This window comes from Agrobacterium tumefaciens (assembly GCF_013337285.1).
In the GTDB taxonomy this organism is placed as follows: domain Bacteria; phylum Pseudomonadota; class Alphaproteobacteria; order Rhizobiales; family Rhizobiaceae; genus Agrobacterium; species Agrobacterium burrii.
On sequence record NZ_SUPW01000002.1, the window covers coordinates 342,480 to 364,274 of the forward strand.

At 60.7% G+C, this 21,795-nt stretch carries 20 protein-coding genes; 10 read left to right on the plus strand and 10 right to left on the minus strand.

What is annotated here, in order from left to right; all coding sequences use genetic code 11:
• Window positions 1-139: 139 nt before the first annotated feature.
• The gene (locus FCH38_RS07500; RefSeq protein ID WP_149900010.1) at window positions 140-397 is read right to left on the minus strand and encodes a pentapeptide MXKDX repeat protein; all 258 of its coding nucleotides are present in this window, start codon (window positions 395-397) and stop codon (window positions 140-142) included.
• Between the two features lie 184 nt (window positions 398-581).
• Here FCH38_RS07500 and FCH38_RS07505 point away from each other — a divergent pair, with 184 nt between their 5' ends.
• Together FCH38_RS07505 and FCH38_RS07510 are read left to right on the plus strand one after the other, a co-directional pair.
• A complete protein-coding gene (locus FCH38_RS07505; RefSeq protein ID WP_149900011.1) occupies window positions 582-1,130 on the plus strand; it encodes a sigma-70 family RNA polymerase sigma factor in 549 nt (182 codons plus the stop codon).
• The gene (locus FCH38_RS07510) at window positions 1,127-1,771 is read left to right on the plus strand and encodes an NrsF family protein (protein WP_174373375.1); all 645 of its coding nucleotides are present in this window, start codon (window positions 1,127-1,129) and stop codon (window positions 1,769-1,771) included. Before FCH38_RS07505 ends, FCH38_RS07510 begins: the two co-directional genes overlap by 4 nt.
• A gap of 63 nt (window positions 1,772-1,834) precedes the next feature.
• Here FCH38_RS07510 and FCH38_RS07515 read toward each other — a convergent pair whose 3' ends face one another.
• Entirely contained in the window at window positions 1,835-2,917 is a 1,083-nt protein-coding gene (locus tag FCH38_RS07515; RefSeq protein WP_174373376.1) for an esterase-like activity of phytase family protein, read from the minus strand.
• Window positions 2,918-3,198: 281 nt separating this feature from the next.
• Between FCH38_RS07515 and FCH38_RS07520 the strand changes: the two genes are divergently transcribed.
• From FCH38_RS07520 to leuA, 4 genes are all read left to right on the plus strand, one after another.
• Entirely contained in the window at window positions 3,199-4,377 is a 1,179-nt protein-coding gene (locus FCH38_RS07520) for a benzoate/H(+) symporter BenE family transporter (RefSeq protein ID WP_174373377.1), read from the plus strand.
• A 34-nt stretch (window positions 4,378-4,411) separates the two neighbouring features.
• Window positions 4,412-4,681 (plus strand): BrnT family toxin, encoded by a 270-nt coding sequence (locus tag FCH38_RS07525; protein WP_153514948.1) that lies wholly within the window; start codon window positions 4,412-4,414, stop codon window positions 4,679-4,681.
• Window positions 4,662-4,898 carry a type II toxin-antitoxin system BrnA family antitoxin gene (brnA, locus tag FCH38_RS07530; RefSeq protein WP_174373378.1) on the plus strand — a complete coding sequence of 79 codons (237 nt, stop codon included), beginning with the start codon at window positions 4,662-4,664 and terminating at the stop codon, window positions 4,896-4,898. Before FCH38_RS07525 ends, brnA begins: the two co-directional genes overlap by 20 nt.
• Window positions 4,899-5,220: 322 nt before the next feature.
• Entirely contained in the window at window positions 5,221-6,930 is a 1,710-nt protein-coding gene (gene leuA / locus FCH38_RS07535; protein WP_149900015.1) for a 2-isopropylmalate synthase, read from the plus strand.
• Window positions 6,931-7,143: 213 nt separating this feature from the next.
• On the opposite strand, the gene FCH38_RS07540 is transcribed toward leuA, so the two are convergent.
• Window positions 7,144-8,094, minus strand: coding sequence for a metallophosphoesterase family protein (locus FCH38_RS07540; protein ID WP_153514950.1), 951 nt, complete (start codon window positions 8,092-8,094; stop codon window positions 7,144-7,146).
• A gap of 81 nt (window positions 8,095-8,175) precedes the next feature.
• On the opposite strand from FCH38_RS07540, the gene FCH38_RS07545 reads away from it, so the two are divergent.
• Entirely contained in the window at window positions 8,176-8,655 is a 480-nt protein-coding gene (locus FCH38_RS07545; RefSeq protein ID WP_153515120.1) for an NUDIX domain-containing protein, read from the plus strand.
• A 15-nt stretch (window positions 8,656-8,670) separates the two neighbouring features.
• On the opposite strand, the gene FCH38_RS07550 is transcribed toward FCH38_RS07545, so the two are convergent.
• A complete protein-coding gene (locus FCH38_RS07550) occupies window positions 8,671-9,663 on the minus strand; it encodes a glutathione S-transferase family protein (RefSeq protein WP_153514952.1) in 993 nt (330 codons plus the stop codon).
• Window positions 9,664-9,959: 296 nt separating this feature from the next.
• On the opposite strand from FCH38_RS07550, the gene FCH38_RS07555 reads away from it, so the two are divergent.
• Window positions 9,960-10,529 (plus strand): GNAT family N-acetyltransferase, encoded by a 570-nt coding sequence (locus FCH38_RS07555; RefSeq protein WP_153514953.1) that lies wholly within the window; start codon window positions 9,960-9,962, stop codon window positions 10,527-10,529.
• A 514-nt stretch (window positions 10,530-11,043) separates the two neighbouring features.
• Window positions 11,044-12,357 carry an MFS transporter gene (locus FCH38_RS07560; protein WP_174373380.1) on the plus strand — a complete coding sequence of 438 codons (1,314 nt, stop codon included), beginning with the start codon at window positions 11,044-11,046 and terminating at the stop codon, window positions 12,355-12,357.
• A 57-nt stretch (window positions 12,358-12,414) separates the two neighbouring features.
• On the opposite strand, the gene FCH38_RS07565 is transcribed toward FCH38_RS07560, so the two are convergent.
• Window positions 12,415-13,380, minus strand: coding sequence for an MBL fold metallo-hydrolase (locus tag FCH38_RS07565; protein ID WP_174373381.1), 966 nt, complete (start codon window positions 13,378-13,380; stop codon window positions 12,415-12,417).
• Between the two features lie 87 nt (window positions 13,381-13,467).
• Between FCH38_RS07565 and FCH38_RS07570 the strand changes: the two genes are divergently transcribed.
• Window positions 13,468-14,421, plus strand: a complete 954-nt coding sequence (locus FCH38_RS07570) for a LysR substrate-binding domain-containing protein (RefSeq protein WP_174373382.1) — start codon at window positions 13,468-13,470, stop codon at window positions 14,419-14,421.
• On the opposite strand, the gene FCH38_RS07575 is transcribed toward FCH38_RS07570, so the two are convergent.
• The 5 genes from FCH38_RS07575 to FCH38_RS07595 all read right to left on the minus strand — a co-directional run bounded on the left by FCH38_RS07575 (window position 14,418) and on the right by FCH38_RS07595 (window position 21,771).
• Entirely contained in the window at window positions 14,418-14,831 is a 414-nt protein-coding gene (locus FCH38_RS07575; RefSeq protein WP_153514957.1) for a GNAT family N-acetyltransferase, read from the minus strand. The two genes, FCH38_RS07570 and FCH38_RS07575, sit on opposite strands and share 4 nt — an antisense overlap.
• Before the next feature lie 84 nt (window positions 14,832-14,915).
• Window positions 14,916-17,000: a hypothetical protein gene (locus FCH38_RS07580; RefSeq protein ID WP_174373383.1), complete on the minus strand. Its 2,085-nt coding sequence runs from the start codon at window positions 16,998-17,000 to the stop codon at window positions 14,916-14,918.
• Window position 17,001: 1 nt separating this feature from the next.
• On the minus strand, window positions 17,002-19,812 hold the full coding sequence (locus tag FCH38_RS07585; RefSeq protein WP_174373384.1) for a DUF4159 domain-containing protein: 2,811 nt from the start codon (window positions 19,810-19,812) through the stop codon (window positions 17,002-17,004).
• A complete protein-coding gene (locus FCH38_RS07590) occupies window positions 19,809-20,723 on the minus strand; it encodes a DUF58 domain-containing protein (RefSeq protein WP_174373385.1) in 915 nt (304 codons plus the stop codon). Before FCH38_RS07590 ends, FCH38_RS07585 begins: the two co-directional genes overlap by 4 nt.
• Before the next feature lie 37 nt (window positions 20,724-20,760).
• A complete protein-coding gene (locus tag FCH38_RS07595; protein WP_149900025.1) occupies window positions 20,761-21,771 on the minus strand; it encodes an AAA family ATPase in 1,011 nt (336 codons plus the stop codon).
• Between the last annotated feature and the right edge of the window lie 24 nt (window positions 21,772-21,795).

The following is a 21,795-nucleotide window of genomic DNA, read 5'->3' on the forward strand; positions in this document are numbered from 1 at the left end:
GTGCAAACCGACGCGGGCTTTTTCATTCAGGCTAGAGCATTTCCGCTAAAAGCGGGATCGCTTTTACGTCAGGACAATGCGTAAAAACAAAGAGACAGAGTGTTTTCGCGTTTCGGAGAAAAGCGGAAATGCTCTGGCGTCATTTCATTGTGTCACAGGCCTTCATCATGTCGGCCTTTTTCATCTTGTCCATTTCCATGCCGGCCTTGTGCATGCAGTCCTTTTTGCTGGCCATGGACATGCCGTCTTTTTTCATCGTCTCCATTTTCATCGTTTCAGGCTTCATGGTGTCCTTCTTCATCGCGTCGGTTTTCATGCTGTCAGCATGGGCGATGCCTGCGAAAGAAAGAGCGGACAGCATGGAAGCGGCGGCGATGGCGGAAAAAATGCGGGTCATGAAGGTCTCCTCTGGACGTCTTCGAGTGTCGGCCGGCGTCTTGCCGGGGCTCACGATTGTCCATTCGGTCGGAAACGCCTCATCGTTACAGCTTCACGCGCTTGTGAGGTCATATTCGGGCGAGATTTTTTAAAAGCGATTATGTAACAATATTCCGTGGAGTGCGTATAACCCGATAGTGACGATGACAGGCAGCCTTTCGGAAGAAACATTAAAAACAATGATGCTGCGTTCCCTCGATGGGGACGAAAGCGCCTACAGGCATTTGCTCCATGCCTTGCGCCGGCTGCTGCTTGCCTATTACGGCCGGCGCATGACCTCCGCCTCCAGAGGCGATGTGGAAGATCTTGTGCAGGAAACCCTGTTGTCGCTTCACGCCAAACGGGAGACCTATGATCGTGGGCGACCGTTCACGGCCTGGTTCTTTTCGATCGCGCGCTACAAGCTCATCGACCACTACCGCGGCAGGGGCGCGCGGATGCGGGCGGAAGTCGAGCTCGATGAGACGCTGGAGGCGGAAACGTCCGTCGACGCGGTCACGGCGCGCATGGATGTGGAACGGTTGCTCAATGATTTGCCGGAGCGGCAACGCGACCTTATTCGCAGGGTAAAACTCGAAGGTCAGTCGATCGCCGAAGCGGCGGAAAAATCCGGCCAGACCGAACTTGCGGCGCGGGTCGGCATCCACAGGACGTTGAAAGCCCTGGCGGCAAAATTGCGAGGCGAAACGTGAGAAAGACGGAAGACATCATCGAACAACTGGCAGGCGACCTCAAGCCCGTCGCAGCTTTTGCAACAGAGCGCAGGCTCGCGCTCACGGCCTTGCCCGCGCTCGGCGTTTCGCTGTTGTTGATGCTCGTCATTCTCGGGCTGCGCGGTGATATGGATGATGCTCTGAGCGAACTGGGTTTCTGGATCAAGTCGGCCTATAATGCCCTGCTGGCCGTGGCTGCATTTGTCGCCGTCCGACGCCTTGCCCGGCCTGATGGCGACAGTGGCCTTTTTTTCGTTTGGCTCGCGGTGATTTTCATCGCGATGGCTGCGATTGCGCTCGTCCAGCTGGGGTTTGCCGTGCCAGGTAGTTACGCCGCCCTTATTCTGGGATCGTCGGCTCTGCATTGCCCGTTTCTGATCGTCGCTTTTGCGCTTCCCGTGTTTTTGGCGAATTTCACCGCTCTTAAGCGTTCCGCCCCCGCTGATCCCACGCTTGCCGGTTTTGTCGGTGGCCTTGCGGCGGGTGCGGCCGGAGCCTGGGTCTATTCCTGGTTCTGCACCGAAAACGGCATGGCATTCGTGTTGATCTGGTATTCGCTCGGCATTCTCATGATGGGCATGATCGGCGCCTTTGCGGGTTCCCGTTTTCTGCGCTGGTGAAAGGCGCATCTCTTGCCGGCTCCGAACATGGTCCGGAGCCGGTATCTCATGTCGTCATGGATTTCACTGACCCAGATTGGCCGGAATTGCGAAGGCCGCGAACTGGGTGAACTGCTTGCCGGGATTGAAATTGTCGTCCGAGGCGACGAAGAAAAGCTGCTTGCCATCCACCACCGGTCCGAATGCGAAGCTTTCGATATTGTCGATGTCGAGACCGAAATCGCCTTCGTTGATCTCGAACCACGGGGTTTTCGATACGGCGCGCACATTTGCCGCCTCGATCTTGTCCTTGCCGAGGATGTTTTCCGCGCCGGACAGGTCGGCAATGAAAAAGCGGATATGGTTGCCGACGCCGGAAGCGAAATTGCGCTCCACGGTGACGAATCGGCCATCCGGCATGGCGGCGATGGCGGAGAGGCCATTGTCGTTATATTTCGGCTCGGCGGCTGTCGGGGTCTTCGAGATCGCCTCGGTGACATAGACATGTTCGGCAACCGGCTTCAGTGTCGCCGTGTCGATGACGAGAATGCGGGACGGGCTGCCGGCCTGCGGCGTCGCCTTCTGGCCGTCCTGGGTCAGCGCGTTTTCCGTGACGGCGATGAGCTTGCCGGATGTCAGTGTCAGACCCTCAAAGCCGAGATTGTTCTGCACGCCTCTCGTCTTTGCATCATTGACGAGGTAGGCCTCGGGCAGTTCCAGCCGCTTCACATTGCCGCCATCGACGTCCGAGACATAGATCGCCGGCTGATTTTTCAGGTCGCGTTCCGAGGACCAATAGAGCTTGCCGGCCTTGCCGTCGAGCGCGATGCCTTCGGCGTCGATGCCCTTCAACGCGAAGGCTGCGCCGGTCTCGTCCTTCAATTCATGCGTGGCGGCGATGTTCAGCGTGACGGCACCTTCCGTCACGGCCAGTTCCAGTTCGTAATAACGGGCAGGGCCTTTTTCGACACGGTCATCGGAAATAGCCAGATAACGGCCGGTTTCGCTATCAAAGCTCAGATCGGAAATGCCGCCGAAAGCAACGCCGTTGATGGAGAGACCCGAAGGTACGACGATCTGGCCGAGAAAGGCCGGCGGTGGCGGGGTCTGGGCGGCGGCCGGAAGGGCCACAAGGCAGAAAGCGGCGGCGGTGGCGATGCGAAACATGGAGACGATCCTTTTTGCGGCGGATGCCTTGTTGTGATGGATGCCGCGAGGATTAGCGCCCTGCCGCTAAACTTTGATGACGTTTTCCGGATCTCCGTACCTGAAGTCCGGCCACTCATCTTGCCAAGCCTTGTCTTTTTTGATCCTGAATATAGTCATGCTTCATCCAAAGCGTGTCGCGCTGTCCGGATTCGCGCCCTACGCTTCAAATTTTGTTCCTGCCTGTCGCCCCGCCGTCCGCTGCGGTTCTTGCGACTGGCAGCAGGCCCGCAGAGTGCTTCATGCTGAAAGATTTTTCCGTCCAGAGCCTGTTCATGGGGTGCCTTACCGCCTTTGTCGGTTTTGCCAGCTCCTTTGCCGTTGTGTTGCAGGGCCTGAAAGCCGTCGGCGCGACGGATTTCGAGGCAGCTTCCGGGCTGATGGCGCTTTCGGTGGCGATGGGGCTTTGCGCCATCGTTCTTTCCGCCACCACCCGGCTGCCGATCAGCATTGCCTGGTCGACGCCGGGTGCGGCCCTTCTGGCAACCACCGGGGTGATCGATGGCGGATTTCCGGCGGCTGTCGGCGGGTTCATCATCTGCGCTGTCCTGATCATCATCGCCGGCCTGTTCAAGCCGCTCGGGCGCGCCGTTGCCTCCATTCCCGCACCGCTTGCCAATGCCATGCTGTCAGGTGTCATCATCGGCCTGTGCTTTGCGCCGGTGAAGGCGATCGGCTTTAACCCGGCGCTTGGTTTGCCGATCATTCTCGCCTGGATCGTGGTGGGGGCTTTCCGGCGGCTTTTCGCCGTGCCTGCCGCGCTTGCCGCCTTCGTGCTTGTCATGATCTTCGGCGTCGACATTCCGGCGGGCGCGCTTGATAGCGTGGCGCAATCGCTGACACCGCCGATGGAATGGGTGACGCCGGTTTTCAGCCTGCACGCCATCGTCTCCATCGCGTTGCCGCTCTTCATCGTCACCATGGCCTCGCAGAACATTCCCGGCATCGCGGTGCTGAAGGTCAATCATTTCGATCCGCAACCAGGACCGCTTTTCGCCACGACTGGTTTCTTCTCGCTGATTTCCGCCCCCTTCGGCGGCCACGCGGTCAATCTTGCGGCGATCACCGCGGCGATGTGCGCGGGCGAGGACGCCCATGCCGACCCCAAACGGCGCTATTGGGCAGCGATCATCGGCGGTGTCGGCTACATCATCTTCGGCCTGTTGGCCGGCGTGGTCACGGCCTTTGTGGCGCTGGCGCCGCCCATCCTCATTCAGGCGGTGGCGGGTCTTGCGCTGGTCGGCGCCTTTTCCGGCTCCGCCGTCGCGGCCTTCAAGGAGCCGGAAACCCGCGAGGCAGCGGCGATCACCTTCCTCATCACGGCTTCGGGACTTTCCTTCGGCGGTGTTTCCGGGGCGTTCTGGGGCCTGATCGGCGGTGGGATAATGATGGCGTTGCAGCGGGTGGTGAAGCGTGATTAGATAGGATGCTTATTGTTTTAAAGAAATACTATTTATGGATTTCGAATTCGATCCTGCCAAAAGTCAGAGCAACAAAGACAAACACGGAATAGATTTCGGTGAGGCAAAGGCGCTTTGGCTTGACGAGAAAAGACTTGTCGCACCTCTCGAAACCACGTCGGAAGAGCGGTATATTATGATTGCTCAATTGCGCGGAAAGTGCTGGAGCACAGTCTATACCTACAGAAATGACCGGTTGCGGATTATTTCCGTCAGACGTTCCAGAGACAAGGAAAGGCAGCGTTATGAAGACGATCAGCGCTGAAGATCTCGACAGGAAATTCGACGATGGCGAAGACATCGACGACTATGTCGACTGGTCGCAAGCCAGTCGCCCCGGCACGGAACACACTCATTTCGATCTTCCCAATGGCATTTTGCGTCGGGTGGATGCGGAAGCGGCTCGTCTTGGAACGACGCGCGAGGCGCTTATCGTCAAATGGATATCGGAAAAGCTTGAGAACAATCAGCGAGCAAAATAGGCGCGGAAGATGGACAACATCACTTGTCAGACCGCCAGCCGCTGTTTATACACGTGCCCATGAGCAACAGCATCGCAACCATTTTCGGCATGAGCGCGCAGATTTCTGCGAAGGCCTCGCCGTGCGGTGCACTCTCGCTTCTTAGCCTCGACCTTACACGCGGTTGCCGGGTCCAGTGAGGAGCGCCCGGCGGCCGAAAGCCCGCTGGCGCAAACGCTCCTCATCTCGAAATCTCATTTTATACTGGATTTAGGCCCTCAAAGGGCCGCGCATCCGCCGATGGCTTGAAGAAGCCCGCGGACTGCGCAAGGAGGAAGCGAAAATGGACGGCAAGATCACCAATATTTCCAAGGGCATGAACGACGCGAACGTCAAGTATCGCCCTTATCCGACCATCAATATTCCTGACCGCACATGGCCGGGCAAGACCATCGACAAGGCGCCGATCTGGTGTTCGGTGGATCTGCGCGACGGGAACCAGTCGCTGGTCAACCCCATGGGCCACGACCGCAAGGCCCGCATGTTCAAGCTGCTCTTGGAAATGGGTTTCAAGGAAATTGAAATCGGTTTTCCTTCCGCCTCGCAGACGGATTTCGATTTCGCCCGCTGGTGTGTGGAAGAAGGCAATGTGCCTGATGACGTGTCCCTGCAGGTGCTGGTGCAGTGCCGTCCGGAGCTGATCACCCGCACCTTCGAGGCACTGCAAGGCGCCAACAAGCCGATCATCCACTTCTACAATTCCACTTCGGAACTGCAGCGCCGCGTGGTGTTCGGCAAGGATGTGCATGGTATCAAGCAGATTGCCGTTGATGCCGCGAAGATGATCACCGACATGGCGGCGAAGGCCGGTGGTGGTTTCCGCTTCGAATATTCGCCTGAGAGCTTTACCGGCACCGAGCTGGAAGTGGCGCTGGAAATCTGCAACGCCGTGGTCGAGGTGGTGAAGCCGACGGCGGACAACAAGCTCATCCTGAACCTGCCTTCGACAGTGGAAATGGCGACGCCGAACATCTATGCCGACCAGATCGAATGGATGTGCCGCAATATCGACAACCGTGAAAACGTCATCATCTCGCTGCATCCGCATAATGACCGCGGCACCGGCATCGCCGCGACCGAACTGGCTCTGATGGCCGGCGCTGACCGCGTCGAGGGTACGCTGTTCGGCAATGGCGAGCGCACCGGCAATGTCGATGTCGTGACGCTGGCGCTGAACATGTATACGCAGGGTGTGGACCCGGAACTGGATTGCCGCGATATTGAGCGCATCAAGGCGGTCTATGAATATTCCAACGAAATGACGATCCCCGAGCGCCATCCTTATGTTGGCGAACTGGTCTATACGGCGTTTTCCGGCTCGCATCAGGATGCGATCAACAAGGGCATGAAGGCGATCAAGGTCGCCAACCATCCGGTCTGGGAAGTGCCCTATCTGCCGATCGATCCGAAGGATGTCGGCCGTTCCTACGAGGCGATCATCCGCATCAACTCGCAATCCGGCAAGGGCGGCATCGCCTATATTCTGCAGCAGGATTATGGCATCAACCTGCCGCGTAACCTGCAGGTGGAGTTCCGCGAGGACATCCAGCGCATCACCGATGAAGAAGGTGTCGAACTGCCGGCCAAGCGCATCTATGAGCGCTTCATGGAGCGTTACGTGACGCAACCGAATGCGCGCATCAAGTTCGTCGATCACCACACCTATCCGGCGGGCGATTTCAAGGGCGTGCGCATCGTTGCCGCCGAAATTACCGATAATGGCGAGGTGAAGCGCATCGAAGGCAAGGGCACCGGGCCGATCGACGGGTTCATCAATGCGCTGTCGGTTTATCTCGGGGTTGATCTGTCGGTGAATGATTATTCGGAGCATTCGCTGCAGCACGGTTCGAATGCTTCGGCCATCGCTTATGTCGAGATGGAGCATCCGGGTGGGAAGCTGTTCGGGGCGGGGGTCAATACGAATATTGTTGGCGCTTCGCTGGAGGCGATTGTTTCGGCGGCGAACAGGGTGCTGGAAGAGCGGGCGAAGTAAGTTGGCTTTGAGGGTGGGGCTTTACCCCCCTCTGTCCTGCCGGACATCTCCCCCTCAAGAGGGGAGATCAGCACGAGGCGCTACCGCCACTTCATTCACAAATGTTGAGATGGGCGGGACCTACCCGCGAGTCGATCTCCCCCCTTGAGGGGGAGATGCCCGGCAGGGCAGAGGGGGGTGAAGCCCCACCCTCCAAACTCACGGGAGCGAACGCTATTCCCCCAACCGCGAAAACCCCAACGGCCGCCCGTTGTCATAAAACACCCGCACATCCTCCAGCGCCACGCCCGTCCCCGTCTCATCAAGACTATGCCGTTCGCAGGTGACGTTCCATGTGCCGGGACCGCCGGAAATGTGGAAGAGATTATAGGCCGCGCGCGGTTTCTCCCCACCCGGCCCCTGGCTGGCCGAGGCGATGCCGACGACCGGGATGTGGTCTTCCCCGTGATGCGTATTCAGCCAGTAGACCGTGTTGAGATGGGTATGCCCATGCAGTACAAGTTCCGCGCCGCCGACGCCGAGCGCTGCGGCAAAACGGCGAACGCCGAACATGCGTTTGTGGGCGGCAGTGGCTCCCCGGATCGGCGGGTGATGGATCATCACCACGCGGAACAGCCCCTGTTCGCCAGCTTTTTTCAAAAGTTCCGCCGTGGCGCGGGCCTGCCGGTTGCCGAAATAGCCGGTTGCCGAAAAGGGCGGCGTGGCAATCGAGGTGGAGCAGCCTATCAGCGCCACGGGGCCGCGCACGCGCATATAGGGGAAGATCTTGCGGTCATCGTCCCATTCCGGCGGATCGCCATCACCGCGCACATAGGGGTACCAGGCCTGCATGGCCTTGTCGTGCGCGCCGGAAACATAGGCGTCGTGGTTGCCGGGAACGACGGAGGTCTTTTCAGGCTCGCCCACTTCCTCCAGCCAGTCGGCGGCGGCGCGAATTTCAATGCCGGTCGCAAGATTGACGAGATCGCCGGTGATAGCCAGATGATCCGGGGATTTGGTCTCCAGATCGTCGAGCAGCTTTTCCAGCGTATCGGTGAACAGGTGCTTGCGACGGTTGCGGTGCCAGTTGACGAAACCGGTGATGCGCTTGGATGCAAGTTCCCGGAAAGTGAGTTTTGGCAATGGCCCTAAATGGACGTCTGAAATATGCGCAAGTTTGAACATGGCGGCAGAGATAACCTATGATATGCCGCACGTCCAACAAAAGCCTGCCGACGGGGAGAAACCAGAGTGAGTGATGAAACAATGCGGCGGGAGGGCCGTCCGTTCCACACGCGCCTGCTGATCCGGCTGATGCATTTCGTATTTCTGTTCACGCGCGGTGCAACCCTTGGCGTGCGGGCTGCCTGCTTCGACGATCAGGGTCGGATTTTTCTGGTGCGGCACACCTATCTGCCCGGCTGGTACCTGCCCGGCGGCGGGGTGGAGCGCGGCGAGACCCTGCTGATGGCACTCAACAAGGAAATCCGCGAAGAGGGTAATCTCGTGGCCGCCTCGACGCCTGAGCTGATCCACGTTTATCTCAATCTGGAAGGCAGCAACCGCGACCATGTGGCGCTTTACCGGCTGGTTGTCACCCAGACCGAGCCGAAAAAGCCCGACCATGAAATTGTCGAGAGCGGCTTTTTCGATCTCTCCAACCTGCCGGAAGGCATGACGCCCGCCACCCGCCGCCGCCTTGCCGAATTGTCCGGCGAAGCAACGGCCATTGGCGACTACTGGTAGCGGCCGTCTTTTCCGTCAGGCAAGCACCTCGCGGCCATGGGCCATGGTCAGGTCCAGTTCCGGGCCAACGGACACGATGCCGGTCGGGTTGATGGTGTGGTGGCTGCGGTAATAGTGCTCCTTGATGTGGCGTATATCCACCGTGTCAGGTACGCCCGGCGTCTGGTAGAGATCGCGCAGGTAACCCGTCAGGTGCGGATAGTCGTGGATGCGGCGGATGTTACACTTGAAATGGCCGACATAGACGGGGTCGAACCGCACCAGCGTCGTGAACAGGCGCCAGTCCGCTTCCGTCTGCTCCGCACCGAACAGGAAGCGCCGATCCTTCAGGCGATCTTCCAGCATGTCCAGCGTTTCGAACACCTTCACGGCATTCTGCTGATAGGCATCCTGCGTGGTGGCGAAACCGGCCTTGTAGACGCCGTTATTGACGGTGTCATAGATGACGTCGTTCAGCGCATCGATCTCGGCGCGCAGCGCCTCAGGGTAATAATCCGCTTCCGATCCGGTGAGATCGTTGAAGGCAGCGTTGAACATGCGGATGATTTCCGCCGATTCATTCGAAACGATGGTGCCGCGCTGTTTGTCCCAAAGCACCGGCACGGTGACGCGCCCGGAATATTTGGGGTCCGCTTTGGTGTAGACCTGCCAGAGCGTGGAGGAGCCGAACAGGTGGTCTTCCGTCGCGCCCGGTGTGCGTTCGTTCTCAGGCCTGAATTCCCAGCCGTTTTCCAGCATCAGCGGATCGACAACGGAGACGGAGATCAGGTCTTCCAGCTTTTTCAGCTTGCGGAAAATCAGGGTTCGATGCGCCCAGGGGCAGGCGAAGGAGACGTAAAGGTGGTAGCGATCCTTCTCCGCCTTGAAACCGCCTTCTCCCGAAGGACCGGCAGCGCCATCTGCTGTGACCCAGTTGCGGAATTGCGAGGCGCCGCGCTTGAAATGCCCCTTGGTTTCCTTGGTGTCGTACCAGACGTCTTTCCATACGCCTTCCACCAGCATGCCCATAACGATCTCCTTGTTTGTTTCCTTGACGGCGATCCTAACCGTTCCTTGTCGTCTCGCGAACCCGCAAGGCGTTGAACAATGCGTTTCTGCTCTTGCAGAGGCTGAATGAGATGGCTTCGAGATTTGTTCTGGACGGGTGGGAATTTTCCTGATAATTGCGATTTTCACAAATCTGAGGAAATTGCCGACTATGATCGAACTACGGATGCTCCGACGACGCTGACGCTCCTGAACGCCCTTACCGGCGCAGTCGTCATCTATTGTCGCATCCGCATTCTGGAAGTTTCGGTCTCTTCATGTCCAAGCACGATCTTGTCTACCTCACCGAGGACGCGTCGCACGACGCCATCATCGAAGTCATCAACGAAGAAGCATTTGGTCCCGGCCGGCACACACGGGCGGCAGCTCGCATTCGCGAGCAGGGTCCGCATGACCGGTCGCTGTCCTTCGTCTGCGCCGATGATGGCGAGACGATTGCCTCGGTGCGCATGACGCCGGTTCTGGCCGGTGGGGTAAAGGGCCATATGCTTGGCCCGCTCGCGGTTCGGCCCTCGCACAAGAACAAGGGCATCGGCCGGGAACTCGTTCGGATCGCCATTGCGGCTGCCCGGCGGAAGGGTTCCGAGGCTGTGATCCTGATCGGCGATCCGCCCTATTACATGCCGCTCGGTTTCGAGAAGGTCGCTTATGCGGCGCTCGATTTTCCGGGGCCGGTCGACCCGAACCGGGTGCTGGTGGTGCCGATTGGCACCGACGTTCACCAGCGGTTGGAAGGCAAGATCGGCTGGCGCAAATGCGAGGCTGCTATGCCGGCCGCCACGGCTGAGGACGATGGTTGCGAGGAGCCTCTTCGGGTTTATGGCTGAGAGCGTTTCTTCTCAGGAGGCTTGATATTTTACAAAAGTACCTGCCCCGTTATCCCGGCTGAAGGCCGCCACCGTTCGATTTAAATGGTCGGATGCGCTTTATGATGCCGCTCTGGGCACGAGCAAAACATAGCATCATCAGATGAATGACGAACCTCGCCAGACACGCAGACATCATCCTCGGGCTTGACCCGAGGATCTGCTAACGTATTGATTTTTTCAATGTGCTTAGATCCTTGGGACAAGCCCAAGGATGACGCCGAGAAAAAGGTGCGCCGTTCCCGCCAACCTCGATGCAATGCAGTGTATCCGGTCATTTAAACCGGACAGCAGGGGTTCAAGGCGGGGATGACGGAAGGGAAACCTTGAGAACTCCGACAAACATCGAGACTGCCCGCCAATCTTCGCGAGGCGCAAGGTGACATGAAGTTCTCCTCACAACGTGAAAATTCAATTCCGTTTCTTCCCCCCATGCGATAGCAATCGACAGTCGATTTCGGCAAGGGGGCGGGGCATGACGGCGATTACCATGAACGATGCGCTGGAGCGCGCGGGTGCAGGTGCCTATCAGCGGCGGCTGATGGGTATATTCGGCCTCGTCTGGGCGGCGGATGCCATGCAGGTTCTGGCGGTTGGTTTCACCGCCGCCTCGATTGCCGCGACATTCGGCCTGACGGTGCCGCAGGCGTTGCAGACCGGAACGGCGTTCTTCTTCGGCATGTTGCTGGGCGCTGCCGGTTTCGGGCGGCTGGCGGATCGTTACGGGCGTCGCCGGGTGCTGATCGTCACCGTTGCCTGTGACGCCGTGTTCGGCGTGCTTTCGATATTCTCACCCGATTTCACCATTCTGCTCGTCCTGCGGTTTCTGACCGGTGCGGCCGTGGGCGGCACGCTGCCGGTGGATTATGCGATGATGGCCGAGTTCCTGCCTGCCAAAAATCGCGGGCGTTGGCTGGTCTTTCTCGAAGGCTTCTGGGCCATCGGAACGCTGATCGTGGCGCTGGCCGCCTGGGGTGCGAGCCTTGCCGGCGTGGCCGATGCCTGGCGTTATATTTTCGCCGTGACGGCTTTCCCGGCCGTTCTCGGTCTCGGCCTGCGTTTTCTGGTGCCGGAATCGCCGCTTTACCTGCTGCGCAGCGGGCGATTGGACGAAGCCAAGGCTGTCGTCAACCGTATGCTGGTGACGAATGGCCGCGCGCCTCTCGATGCCGGGACCGCGCTTTTCCAGCCTGACGTCGATAAAGGGCAGGGGATATTTTCACCGGCGCTCCGGCAGCGCAGCATCATGATCCTTACCATCTGGTTCCTCGTCTCGGTTTCCTATTACGGTGTCTTCACCTGGATGCCGGCGAAACTGGCGGGAGATGGTTTCGGCTTCGTGCGCGGTTATGGCTTTCTCGTGCTGGTGGCGCTGGCACAAATCCCCGGTTATGCGCTTGCCGCCTATGGCGTTGAAAAATGGGGCCGCAAGCCGACGCTGATCGGTTTTTGCCTGCTATCCGCGCTTGGTTGCCTGCTTTTCACGCTCGCTTCCGGCGGCGCGATGATTGCCACCTCGCTTCTCATCATGAGCTTTGCGCTGCTCGGCACCTGGGGTGCGCTTTACGCCTTCACGCCGGAGCTTTACCCGACGGAATCGCGGGCAACCGGCATGGGTGCCGCAGGCGCCATGGCAAGGCTCGGCGGCCTGCTGGCGCCGTCACTACTCGGTTATGCCATTGCGCAGGGCTTTGGGGTCGCAATCGGCATATTTGCCGGGCTGCTTGTACTCGCCGCCATTGCGGCAACGATGATCAATGCGGAAACGCGGCAGGTGGCGCTGACTTAGTTGCCGCAAAGGGTGATGGCCTGATCTGATCCATGATCAGGCCATTCTGTTCTTCGCTTACAGCGGCGTGTAATTGACCGGCAGCCAGTCGTAATTGGTGCTGTCGGTGCGCACATGGCCGATGCCGGGGAAGGCGATATGGGCGCCGGCCACCAGATATCTGCCCTCTACCGCCTGTTTGAATGCCAGATCGCGCGCCACGACGGCGGCCTTCTGGTCGACATCGAACTCGATGGCCACATCTGGCTCATCAAACTGGAGGATATCGCCATGGGTGATATCCCCCCAGAAGACGATCTTCTGGCCGTCGCTTTCCAAAACAACAGCGCTGTGGCCCGGTGTGTGACCGGCGTAAAGGATCGAGCCAAGACCGGGGACCGGTGCGGCATTATCGTCGAAAGTCTCGAATTTACCGACATCGATATAGGGCTGGATGCTTTCCTTGGCTTCGGCATACCCCTTCTTCAGCGCTTCAGGCGCTGCCTTGGCCTTTGCCTCGTCAAGCCAGAAGGCGGCTTCGCGCGCATTGACCCGGAGCGTTGCATTGGCAAAGACGCGTTTGCCATCTGCCGATAGCCCGCCGGAATGGTCCGTGTGGATATGGGTGAGGATAATATCGTCTATCTCGTCAGTTTTGTAACCGGAGGCCTCGATATTGGCGACGAGCCTGCCAAGGCTCGGACCGAGATAGGTGCCGGTGCCGGCATCGATCAGCATCAGCCTGTCTCCAGTGTTGACGAGAAATGCATTGACCGAAGTGGGCGTCTCTTCCGGCAGGAAGGCATCCCGTAGCACCTTGGCGGCATGTTCCGGCGTGGTGTTGGTATAGATTTTGGCGAGCGGCAGCGCAATGACGCCGTCCGAAAGGGCGGTGACCTCCACCTTGCCGACCATCAGCCGATAAAAGCCGGGTGCCTGTGTGGCGGCGAAAGGCGCCTTGGCGAATGCGACGGTGGGCGCCACGAAAGGGGCGGCGAAGATGGCGCTGGCGGCGCCTTTGAGAAGCGAACGACGTGAGGGCATGGGTGGCTCCTGAGTTGGGGGAAGGTCTTGAAAGTTTCCGAACTCCAGCTAAGTGTAGAGAGGCCAGCAATCAAATCGATGTGACTTATGCAAACTATCGATCATTTCAATCTCCGTTCCTTCGACCTCAATCTTCTCATCGCTTTTGATGCGATGATGGAGGAAATGAATGTCACGCGCGCTGCGCGGCGGCTGAAAATCCAGCAGCCGGCCATGAGCCACAACATCTCCACCCTGCGGACGTTGTTTCAGGATGAGCTTTTCATCCGCGTGGGACAGGAGATGAAGCCGACGGCGCGGGCGCTCAATCTGGCCGGACCTGTGCGGCAGGCGCTCCGGCATGCGCAGGCGGCGGTGATGACGGCGGACGTGTTCGATCCGGCGACGGAGCGCCGCACCTTCCGGCTGGGCATGTCGAGCGAGGTGGAACTGCTGCTGCTGCCGGACCTGACGGCGCGGCTGCGCGAGATCGCGCCGGGCATCCGCATCCTGGCCCGCAGCGGGCAGGAGCAGGAAATCACCGCGATGCTGGATACGGGCGTGATCGATATGGCCGTAGGATGCGCCTATTCGCAGGAGCAGCGTCACCATTGCGAGCCGCTTTATGTTTCAAGCGTTCTTTGCTGCTTCAACCCGAATTTGCTCGATCTCGCCACGCCCGTGGGGCTCAATGCCTATATGGCGGCAAAACATGCGGTCATATCGCAGACGGACAGCTTGCAGGGCTGCATCAAGGACGCGCTGGAATTGAGCGGCGTGGAAATCGATGTCGTTGCAGCCGCGCCGGATTTTCTCTCGGTTCTGGCAACGGCGCGATCTTCGGCGGTGCTTGCCACCGTATCTTCACGCATCGCGCTGCGTTATGCGCCGATGCTCGGGCTTGAAGTGAGCCCGGTACCGGTGACGCTGAATTTCCCGCCGGTTGCCATGGTCTGGACCTTGCAGACCGATGCGGATCTCGGCGCCGTGTGGCTTCGCCAGCAAATCCGCGAGGTCATGGACCGAACCGTTGAGTGCGGGATATCGGGGATTGCGGCCTAGAAGCGTTTCTCCAGCCATGTGATCGACTGGCCGCTGGAGAGAGGCGCGAGCGAGCCGATCCTGGTGAAACCATAGCGTTCGTAGGTTCTCAGGGCATCCGGGTTCATGGTGTCGATATAGGCACCGGTGCAGCCGCGCTTTCTGGCTTCTTCCTCCGCCATGGCAAGCAGCTTCGCAGCCGTGCCCTGACCGCGCATGGTTTCCGGCACGAAAAGAAGCTGCACATAAAGCCAGCCGCGGCCGGTATATCCCACCAGACCACCGGTCACAGTGTTTTCGTCATTGCGGATGGTGATATTGAGCTCGCGTTTGTCGCTTTCGCCGAAACGGGCGATATTATAGGCCACCAGCGGATCACGGATGGCTTTTTCCGCGTCTGCATCCGCGACGTCGCTCAAAACGAAATTCATGATTTTCTTTCCCGGACGCCGGGCGGCGGCCGTTTATCGTTTTCCCGTTCAAGACGCGGAAAGTCTTGCACTACTGCTAAGGTTCTATCGTCCCTCACGCCACCAGAGCGCGGAGAAGGCAAGCAGCAGGGCGGCGAGCCCGGCAAAACCGGCAAACAGCGGCAGGGTGTTGACACCTTTCAGCACCGTCTCATCGGTCAGGCGTATCAGCATGCGATCCTCGTCGGCAACCCTGATGTCACCGCGTACCGGCAATATATCGGGCAGCGCGATGCGGCCGGAATTATCGGCCACGCGGTGCACGCTGCCTTTGGTGGCGTCGGCCAGCGGCTTCAGCGTTTCGGTCGTCGAAATCATCGCCTTGAATTCCGGCGCATCGACAGCGCCGACATGGACAAGCGTGGTAAAATCGCCGTTTTTGATTTCGAACAGGCCAGTTTCATCCATGCGGCGCTCGATCTTGTAAAGACCGGGTTCCGTGGTGGTAAAGGCCATGTTTTCGGTTTTTCCGGAGGGGAAACGCACGCTTGCCTGACCGGGATCGTCGCCGATGGTCTGGCGGGTGATTTCCAAGGTGCGGCCATTGGCCCGCGCCGTCAGCGCCTCTTCCTCAAGCTCCGGCTCCTTCATCAGCCAGTGGGCGATGCGGCGGTAAAGCGCCACATGCGGGCCGCCGCCTTCAAAACCACGCGCCCATAGCCAGCCCTGATCGGACAGCAGCATGGCGACGCGGCCTTCGCCCTGCCGGTTCAGCACCAGAAGAGGGTCCTGTCCATCGCCCAGCATCACGGTCTGGCCCTGCGGCGGGTCAACACTGATGGTGCGGAACCAGCGGCCCCATTGCGGCGGCTCGTTGCCGGAGCCTTCCAGCCCGCGGGTGACGGGGTGTTTCTTGCCCGCTTCCGAAAGGCGCGGATAAAAGGCGGCCTGATGCACCTGACCTGTCGGCTGGGCGGGCAGCACGGAGGCGAGCGGCGTCATGGCGATCGAATCCTGGCCGGCATGTTCCGGGCCGGCGGCGATCAATAGCGCGCCGCCCTTTTCGACATATTGGGCGATGTAGTCGTAATAGAGGATCGGCAGCACGCCGCGATGCTGATAGCGGTCGAAGATGATGAGGTCGAAATCCTCGATCTTTTCCACAAACAATTCGCGGGTCGGGAAGGCGATCAGCGACAGTTCGTTGATCGGCGTGCCATCCTGCTTTTCCGGCGGGCGCAGAATGGTGAAATGCACCAGATCAACCGAGGCGTCGGATTTAAGCAGGTTTCGCCAGGCGCGTTCGCCGGCATGCGGCTCGCCGGAGACGAGCAGCACGCGCAGATTCTGGCGGATGCCTTCGATCAGGTGAACGGCGCGGTTGTTCGCTGCCGTCACTTCGCCGGGGAGCTCGGCGACGGAAAATTCCATGACATTGTTGCCGCCGCGCGGAACCTTGAAACTGAACGGCGTCGGCTGGCCGGGTGTCGCCTGAAGCGTGGCGATTTCTTCGCCGTTCATCTTCACCGTCACTTCCGCCGGACCGCCGCTCGCGGGGCGGCCGTCGTCAAAGACGCGCAGCGTCAGTTGCTGCTCCTCGTTGACGATGCCGAAGCGGGGCGCACGGACGATCTCGATACGGCGGTCGAATTCATCGGCCTTGCCGGTGATCAGCCCGTGAACGGGGGCGCGGAAACCAAGCGCCTGTTCGGCATTGGGCAGTGCATTGGGAATATCGTGAATCTGGCCGTCGCTGAGGAAGATCGCACCGCCGACGCGCGACGGCGAGACATCCGAAACGGCGGAGGAGAGCGCCGAGAAAAGCTGGGTCGAGGGGGAATCGCTCTCGCCATCGTCGCGCACTTCCACGATGCGTGGTTCGATGCGCGGGAAGCGGGAGAGCCGGTCTTTCAGCGTCTCCAGCGCCGTATCGGTCATTTGCGGCCGATCCTGCACATCCTGGCTCTGCGAGCGATCGACGATGACGGGAACGATGGTGGAGAGCGGTTCGCGCTCCTCCTGCGTCAGAAGCGGATTGGCGATGGCCGCAAGCAAAGCGGCGAGCGCCAGCCCGCGCAGCCACGCGCCGCGCACGCCGCGCCACAGGCCGATGAAGGAGAGGAGAAGGGCGGCGACGGCCAGAACGGCAATCACGATCCACGGCAGGAAGGGGGCAAATGTCAATGTCATGTCACTGCCCCAATCGTTCGAGAAGTGCCGGAACGTGAACCTGGTCGGCCTTGTAGTTGCCGGTCAGCATATACATCATGATGTTGACGCCGGAGCGGAAGGCGTGTTCGCGCTGCATCTCGTCCGGCGGGACGGTCGGCAGAACCGGTGCGCCCTGCGGGTCGACGGCCCATGCGCCGGCAAAATCATTGCCTGTTATCATGATCGGCGTCACGCCATCGCCGGAGGAGGAGAGACCCGACGTGGTCTTGGCCGCACCCTGCCGGGATTCGACCCAGAGTGGCGAACCGTTGTAACGGCCGGGGAAATTGGTGAGCAGGTAGAAGGAGCGCGTCAGAACGTGGTCTTCCGGCACAGGTTCCAAGGGCGGAATATCGATATTGGCGAGGATTGCCTGCAGACGTTCGCCATTTGGGCTGGTCGCGCCGGTATCGAGCGAGGTGAATTGGTCGCGCGTATCGAACAGCACGGTGCCGCCGGCGCGCATATAGGCGTCGATGCGTGAAATCGCAGCGCTTGATGGCATGGGCGCAGAGGCCGAAACCGGCCAGTAGATGATGGGGTAGAAGGACAATTCGTCCTTGGAGATGTCGAGGCCGACCGGTTGACCGGGTTCCAGCGTCGTGCGCCAGGTGAGGAATTCGCTTAAGCCCTGCAAACCCTGTTCGGAAATGCGGTCGACATCATCCTCCCCGGTGCGGACATAGGCGAGGTGGGTGGTGTCCAGCCGGTCGAATATCTGCTCGTCGCCGGGTTTCGGATCGTCGGCGCGGGCGTCACTCGGGGCCATCGCGGCAAAAGCGCCGAGCGCCAGAAGCACGGTCGCGACTGTGGCGCTGCGGGCTTTCGGCAGGCGCGCGAAGGCGCCGTTCATGAACAGCACGATCAGGCTGTCGGCGATCAGCATCAGGAAGGCGGCGATGAAGAGGGCGGGTCGCAGTGATTTCGCGGTTTCGCCAATCAACGCTTCGCTTGACGTGTTGATGCCTGCGACCGTTGTGTTGAGCGGGCGCAACGTCGCACCTGCGGCTAAAAGATTGAGAGCCACGAAACCATCCTCTGTGCCGTAAAGGCCGGGGGGATTGTCGAAACCGGTGCGGGGGGGCTGGCCGGCTGGCATTTCCAGCGGCCGGGCAGTGCCGATTTCGGCGGACAGAGCGCCTTCTGCCGTCAGCAGCCGAAAGGGCGGCAGGGCGGCCGCCGGGGCATTGGCGGCGGCGGAAGCACCGCCTGCCTTCGACAGTTGCACGATACGGCGGAGCATATCGACGAAATGGCCTGATATCGGCAGGTCGGACCAGCTTGCCTCGGCGCTGACATGGAACAGTACGATGCGGCCCGCCTGCACATTGCGGGTGGTGACGAGCGGCGTGCCATCGGCAAGGCTTGCCCACGTGCGCTCGGCAAGGTCCGGTGTCGGCTCGGCCAGAACCTGACGTTTGACGAGGATGCCATCGGCCTTCGGCATGCCGGCGAAAGCGCCGAAATTCGGGAAATCGGCAAGCGGTTGCGGCTCGGCCCAGGAGAGAGCGCCGCCGAGCGCGCGTTCGCCCTGCCGCAGCGTCACCGGCACCAGCGGATCATCAGCGGGGGCTGCGGCAAGGCGTGGTCCGGCGAAACGGATCAGCGTGCCGCCGCCAGCGAGCCAGCGCTGCATCGGCTCATAGGTTTCCTGCGGCAGACGACCGATATCGGCCATGACGATGACGGATGGGTTGGATTGCAGGATTTCCGGGATTGCCTGCGCCAGATCGGCCTGCCGCTGCGGGATGAGATCGGCAAAAGGCTGCAGCGCGCGGCTGATGTAATAAAGCGGCTGCAGCAGCGGCTGGAAATCATTGCCGGTTTCGCCGGCCAGCAGCGCGACGCGGCGGCGGCGGAAACCATCATCCAGCAGATGTACCGCGCCAGCCGTCGAAACCCGTTCGATGGAGAGACGGGCGAAATCGTTGCGAAGTTCGAATGGCGCTTCCACCGTCGCCGTCGTTTCCGCTTCGCCGGGGGCGAAAGCGGCGGTTCCGCTGGCGAGAATGCGGCCTTGGCTGTCCTGCGCATTGACGGTGAGGCTTGCGGCTTCCGCTGTGTCGAGCCGCGAGAGGGTGACGCTCATGGCATCGGCATTGTTGGTGGCACCGGTAATGGCGGCGATGGCCTTGCCGTCGCCCTTCACGATGCGGAATTCGGCGGGCGAGAGGCTGGCAAGTGTTCGCATCGCGTTTTCATCCTGCGCGGTTTGAACACCATCGGCAATATAAGCGAGCGTGCCGGGGGTTGTACCGTTCAGCGCTTCGGTGATGGCTTCGGCCGTGCGCACGCGGTCTGGCACCAATGGTTTCGGCTTGGCGGCGGCGAGCTTGTCCAGCGCCACGGCCGTCGTTCCCGGCACGGCGTCGTGTTCGGCATCGGCGGTGAAGCTGATGGAGACGGGGCGGTCGGCCCGTTCCGCATCGCCAATCAGCGCCTGAGCGGTTGCCACGCGTCTTTCCCAGTCGGGTGCGGAGGCCCAGCTATTGTCGACCACCAGCACCAGTGGGCCGCTGCCGGCGATGCTGTTGTTGCGCGGGTTCACCACCGGATCGGCCAGCGCGAAAATCACGGCGGCGGCGAGCGCCATACGCAACAAGGTCAGCCACCATGGGCTTTTGGAGGGCGTTTCCTCGCGTTTCAGCACCGTTGCCAGAATTTTCAGCGGCGGAAACACCTCCGCCTTGGGGCGCGGCGGAGTAAGCCGCAGCAGCCACCAGATGGCGGGCAGTGCCAGAAGACCGAAAAGAATGTAGGGGCTGGTAAACACGAAAGGCAATGCGCTCATCGGTTGCCACCACCTTGCGCGGGCGCGCCGGACAAATACATGTGCATGGCGACCAACGCCTCGGAGGCGAGATGATCGGTGCGGTGGAACACGAAATTCCAGCCCAGACGGCGCAGCGATGATGACAGCGCCTCGCGTCTTGCGAGATAGGCGCGGGTGTAATCCTCGCGAATGGTCTCGGCGCGGCCGGAAACCAGTTTTTCGCCGGTCTCGGGGTCGCTGAATTCGGTGCGGCCTGAATAGGGGAAGGTTTCTTCGGCCGGATCGGCGATTTCCACCACATGGCCGCGCAGTCCGCGCCGGGCAAGCGGCGAAATCCGCTCCATCACGTTTTTCGCATCATCGAGAAAATCGCCGATGAGCACGATGTCGCTTGCGCCGCGGATCATGCCTGTTTCCGGCATGCCCGATGTAAGCGGCGCATGCATGAGGGCGGTGGCCAGACGTTCGGCGGCGTTTCTGGCTGAGACCGGCTCCATGATGCCGGGGCAGCCGATGCGCTCGCCGGAGCGTGCGAGGATTTCCGCCAGCGCCAGCATCAGCACCAATGCGCGGCTTTCCTTGGAGACGGAACCGAGGGTGGATTTGAACATCATCGATGGCGACATGTCGGCCCAGAGCCAGATGGTGTGGGCTGCCTCCCACTCCCGGTCGCGCACATAGGTATGGTCGTCGCGGGCCGAGCGCCGCCAGTCGATCCGCGACAGGCTTTCGCCTTCGGCATAGGGACGGAACTGCCAGAAATTCTCGCCGATGCCGCGTTTGCGGCGGCCGTGCCAGCCGGCGGTAACGGTGTTGGCGATGCGCTTTGCCTCGACCATGCAGTCCGGCACCAGTGCGGCACGCTGGCGCGCGCGCGCCAGAACTTCGCTACCCGGCGTCTTGTCTACGATCTGGCCGATGGATGCCACAGGCACTCCTTTCGCGAAAGGTTAGGCACGCGTCTTTTTAGTTCTTCGCCTGCTCCACGAGGGCTGCGATGACATCGCGCACCGACATGCCTTCGGCGCGGGCCGCAAAGGTAAGCGCCATGCGGTGTTCCAGCACCGGCTCGGCCAGCGCGTAGACATCATCCAGCGACGGGGCGAGCCTGCCTTCGTAAAGCGCACGGGCGCGGGCCGTCAGCATCAGCGACTGGCCGGCGCGGGGACCCGGCCCCCAAACAACGTGTTTGTCGGTCAATTTGTTGCCATGGCCGGGGCGGGCGGAACGAACGAGCGACAGGATCGCGTCCACCACCTTGTCGCTGACCGGCATCTGGCGAATGAGGGTCTGGATTTCAATCAGGCGTTCTGCCTCGATCACGCCACGCGCTTCGCCGGAGGCGGTGCCTGTGGTGTCGAGCAGGATCTGGCGTTCGGCGGCAAGCTCGGGATAACCGACATCCACCTGCAGGAGGAAGCGGTCGAGCTGGGCTTCGGGCAGCGGATAGGTGCCCTCCTGTTCCAGCGGGTTCTGGGTTGCGAGAACATGGAACGGCTTCGGCAGCTCATAGGTCTGGCCGGCCATGGTGATGTGATATTCCTGCATGGCCTGCAAAAGTGCGGACTGCGTGCGCGGGCTAGCGCGGTTGATTTCATCGGCCATCAGCAGCTGGCCGAAAATCGGACCCTTGATGAAACGGAAGGAACGGCGGCCGTTTTCGTCCTGATCCATGACTTCGGAACCGAGGATGTCCGAGGGCATCAGGTCCGGCGTGAACTGGATGCGGTTGGCATCGAGGCCAAGAACGGTGCCGAGCGTGGTGACGAGCTTGGTCTTGGCAAGGCCGGGAACGCCGACGAGCAGCGCGTGGCCGCCGGAGAGAATGGCGAGAAGCGTGTTCTGCACCACTTTTTCCTGGCCGAAGATGACCTTGGAGACTTCCGCACGGATGGCGGCGATGTCCGAAAGCGCCTTTTCGGCCGAAGCGACGATGGCTTTTTCGTCGAGGGTTTCGCCGGTATTCATCACGCCCATGTCGCTCTCCTCATACCTTCGCCG

Coding starts and splice junctions, on each gene's coding strand:
- FCH38_RS07500 (WP_149900010.1), bottom strand. CDS start 397: ATGACCCGCATTTTTTCCGCCATCGCCGCCGCTTCCATGCTGTCCGCT.
- FCH38_RS07505 (WP_149900011.1), top strand. CDS start 582: ATGACAGGCAGCCTTTCGGAAGAAACATTAAAAACAATGATGCTGCGT.
- FCH38_RS07515 (WP_174373376.1), bottom strand. CDS start 2,917: ATGTTTCGCATCGCCACCGCCGCCGCTTTCTGCCTTGTGGCCCTTCCG.
- FCH38_RS07520 (WP_174373377.1), top strand. CDS start 3,199: ATGCTGAAAGATTTTTCCGTCCAGAGCCTGTTCATGGGGTGCCTTACC.
- FCH38_RS07525 (WP_153514948.1), top strand. CDS start 4,412: ATGGATTTCGAATTCGATCCTGCCAAAAGTCAGAGCAACAAAGACAAA.
- brnA (WP_174373378.1), top strand. CDS start 4,662: ATGAAGACGATCAGCGCTGAAGATCTCGACAGGAAATTCGACGATGGC.
- leuA (WP_149900015.1), top strand. CDS start 5,221: ATGGACGGCAAGATCACCAATATTTCCAAGGGCATGAACGACGCGAAC.
- FCH38_RS07540 (WP_153514950.1), bottom strand. CDS start 8,094: ATGTTCAAACTTGCGCATATTTCAGACGTCCATTTAGGGCCATTGCCA.
- FCH38_RS07545 (WP_153515120.1), top strand. CDS start 8,176: ATGCGGCGGGAGGGCCGTCCGTTCCACACGCGCCTGCTGATCCGGCTG.
- FCH38_RS07550 (WP_153514952.1), bottom strand. CDS start 9,663: ATGGGCATGCTGGTGGAAGGCGTATGGAAAGACGTCTGGTACGACACC.
- FCH38_RS07555 (WP_153514953.1), top strand. CDS start 9,960: ATGTCCAAGCACGATCTTGTCTACCTCACCGAGGACGCGTCGCACGAC.
- FCH38_RS07560 (WP_174373380.1), top strand. CDS start 11,044: ATGACGGCGATTACCATGAACGATGCGCTGGAGCGCGCGGGTGCAGGT.
- FCH38_RS07565 (WP_174373381.1), bottom strand. CDS start 13,380: ATGCCCTCACGTCGTTCGCTTCTCAAAGGCGCCGCCAGCGCCATCTTC.
- FCH38_RS07570 (WP_174373382.1), top strand. CDS start 13,468: ATGCAAACTATCGATCATTTCAATCTCCGTTCCTTCGACCTCAATCTT.
- FCH38_RS07575 (WP_153514957.1), bottom strand. CDS start 14,831: ATGAATTTCGTTTTGAGCGACGTCGCGGATGCAGACGCGGAAAAAGCC.
- FCH38_RS07580 (WP_174373383.1), bottom strand. CDS start 17,000: ATGACATTGACATTTGCCCCCTTCCTGCCGTGGATCGTGATTGCCGTT.
- FCH38_RS07585 (WP_174373384.1), bottom strand. CDS start 19,812: ATGAGCGCATTGCCTTTCGTGTTTACCAGCCCCTACATTCTTTTCGGT.
- FCH38_RS07595 (WP_149900025.1), bottom strand. CDS start 21,771: ATGGGCGTGATGAATACCGGCGAAACCCTCGACGAAAAAGCCATCGTC.